General features: G+C 45.9%; 2 protein-coding genes. Both read right to left on the bottom strand.

The window, feature by feature from the left end:
- Positions 1-35 precede the first annotated feature (35 nt).
- Entirely contained in the window at positions 36-1,178 is a 1,143-nt protein-coding gene (gene tnpC, locus R7E42_RS23975; RefSeq protein WP_411978982.1) for an IS66 family transposase, read from the bottom strand.
- A gap of 17 nt (positions 1,179-1,195) precedes the next feature.
- Positions 1,196-1,462 carry a DUF6444 domain-containing protein gene (locus R7E42_RS25985; protein WP_025441450.1) on the bottom strand — a complete coding sequence of 89 codons (267 nt, stop codon included), beginning with the start codon at positions 1,460-1,462 and terminating at the stop codon, positions 1,196-1,198.
- Positions 1,463-1,563 lie beyond the last annotated feature (101 nt).

Here is a 1,563-nt window from a genome sequence, read left to right as displayed (position 1 = left end):
GTAACCGTTCACCAGTAGGAGCTTGATTTAATGGATTACAGACTAAATACGTTGGGGTAAGGCTTGCGAAGTGTAACAGCTTGAACGATTTCCATTAGAGCAGACAGGCTCGAGATGCCTCGTTTGTTACAGGTCTCAACAAGCGAATGCATACGGCCCCTGAACTTGTCGCCCGCATCAGAGGTCGTTCCGAAGCTAATCTTACGTTGGATGACACTGCCACGTATTCTCCGCTCTGCTTCGTTGTTGGTAAGGGGGATTGAAGGATCGGTTAAAAATAACCACAAGCTTTGACGATGAGATTGTAGCTTTTTACATCGACCTTTATATCTCTGTACGACTATCCCACTGCCTTTTTGAAGCCAGTGGTCGAAAGACTTTCGCAGTCGATTCATGCGGCGAATATACTGTTCGGGCTGGATGTCTGCATTTTCCAAGCGGTGGCGTATTCTGAAAACCATATTGGAGATCAGTGTTAGCCGTTGTCCAACGAGAGCGGTGTAACCACCACCAGTATAATCAGCGATTTGCTGAAGATTTCGTTTCACATGTGACCAGCACAGTTGATGTTTTTCTGGCTTTAGCCAGTTATAGCTTGGGCATTGGTCAGTGACCACAAGGCCACTATAATTCTTACCTAACATGGTCTTGGCGGAATGGGTTGAACGAGAGAACAAGATCTTTTCGTAGACAAGGTCTTCACTGGCGACCAACCAACACCAACGTAAGCTCTCTTCACCATTACGAGGATGGGAAGTTTCATCTACATGAACTAGCGGTGCTGTTTGGATACTATCTCGGATTGCATGATGTAAAGGGGTCAGCATTGAAGCCACTTTGGTCTGAGCTTCGCTGATGGCACCAACAGAGAAGGTTGTACCCAGTTGCTCTTTTAGCAGAGAGCGAATTTTGCGGATACTTAAATGATATTGTCCTGCTAATACAGCGATATAGCTGAGCAAGTTAGGCCCAATAATACCTTGTGAGACATTTTCAGGTTTCTTAGCTCTAACGACCTCATGGCAATATTGACATTGACCTGAAAATAATCGGTACTCAGAGATCTCGACCGTTGGCTTCGGTATTTCGTGAACTTGATGCCGATAAAACGGGTTATTGTGAACGAAGATGTCCGATTTACCACAGCACGGACACGTAGAATCAGGCAAGCAATCGATAACAGTGTCCGTTTTCTTCAGTTTCGAGAGCTGTCGTTGACTCCCTGAGTGACCCTGTTTAGCTCCTCTCGGATTGCGGTCACCAGAGCTTTGAGCTTTTTTCGCTCAGCCCGCTCCTTTGGGCCATCCGAAGACGGTGGTTTTGAAGAGTTGGAGCAACGGGTTTTCAGCTTATCTTCATAATGGCGAAGTTGTTCCCACAACTCTTCGATGAGTGCGTTAGCTTCATTGATATCAGAGGCAACAGGCGGAGCCTCTGCGAATTTGGATTTCTTCTTTTTCATACCTTCATCATGAAGTCTGAAAATGATCACTCAAGAAGAAAAAGTGGATCAAGTGCGGAGAGTCACACTTGATTGTCAATGGGGGACTGGTGAACGGTTAC

The organism is Vibrio sp. Vb1337 (assembly GCF_033338715.1).
In the GTDB taxonomy this organism is placed as follows: domain Bacteria; phylum Pseudomonadota; class Gammaproteobacteria; order Enterobacterales; family Vibrionaceae; genus Vibrio; species Vibrio alginolyticus.
Note: the sequence above shows the minus strand (reverse complement) of the source record. Positions and strands in the feature narration are given on the sequence as shown.

What these genes read in the sequence shown, in the direction of transcription:
- R7E42_RS25985 (WP_025441450.1), bottom strand. Translation starts at nt 1,462, where the DNA reads ATGAAAAAGAAGAAATCCAAATTCGCAGAGGCTCCGCCTGTTGCCTCT.